Origin of the sequence: Ruminococcus sp. CAG:379 (assembly GCF_000434255.1) — a bacterium.
Taxonomy (GTDB): domain Bacteria; phylum Bacillota; class Clostridia; order Oscillospirales; family Ruminococcaceae; genus Ruminococcus_F; species Ruminococcus_F champanellensis.
In genome coordinates, this window is record NZ_FR894799.1 from 1 (window position 1) to 683 (window position 683).

2 protein-coding genes are annotated in these 683 nt (G+C 54.0%); both read left to right on the forward strand.

Annotated elements, in window-relative coordinates; genetic code table 11:
* Nucleotides 1-290, forward strand: a 290-nt coding sequence (locus QVO51_RS00265; protein ID WP_288167654.1) for a hypothetical protein, incomplete at its 5' end; no start/stop codon positions are given.
* A gap of 45 nt (nt 291-335) precedes the next feature.
* Nucleotides 336-488, forward strand: coding sequence for a hypothetical protein (locus tag QVO51_RS00270; protein WP_022356749.1), 153 nt, complete (start codon nt 336-338; stop codon nt 486-488).
* The last annotated feature ends 195 nt before the right edge of the window (nt 489-683 follow it).

Below are 683 nucleotides of genomic sequence, written 5' to 3' on the forward strand. Positions count from 1 at the left end.
AGAGCGGATCCCCTACCCGGGTGGGCGGCCGCTACAGCACCACCTTCCGGATCCGGCTGACCAACACCGCCGGCAGCGTTTCCAGCAAGCAGAAGCTTTTGTTTACCGTTCCCTCCGGCACGATCGTCAAGGAAGCGCCGGACGGCAGCTCCGCTTATGTCAGCGGCAAGTATCTGAGCATCACTTCCGGCAATGAGATCCAGGCCGGCAAGAGTATATATCTGTATGTGACCCTGGAAGCCAACGAGATGCTGAAGGAATCTTCGATCGTACTCAGTTCTGCCCAGTGATTCGGGCAGCGGACAGAACCCTCAGACAGCGAAAGGATGGTAGCGATGGAAACAATGGACAACAAGAAACAGGAACACAGCGAGCAGGCGGACAGCAAGGATCTGTTTTGCAGCAGCCTGCTGGATGGGTGGTTCACCGTGCATGACGGTGCCTATGGGCAGAATGAGACCACGCTGACGCTCAATACGCCAATTTAAGGCAACACCGCACAAAAAATGTGTGGTAGATGTGCCAACAGATGCTGCGCAAAGCCGACAGGCGGGCTTAGTGCGGTATTGCCTTAACTTCTCTCCACATAAAAAGAGCATCCCTGGTGGATGCTCTTTTTGCGTGTTGGTTTATTTTTCAGCGACCATTTGCTTCCGGATTTGTCTTTTATGGTCTGCGTGCTC

Bases quoted from the DNA above. Each gene is read 5' to 3' on its own strand.
- QVO51_RS00270 (WP_022356749.1), top strand. From the start codon at position 336: ATGGAAACAATGGACAACAAGAAACAGGAACACAGCGAGCAGGCGGAC.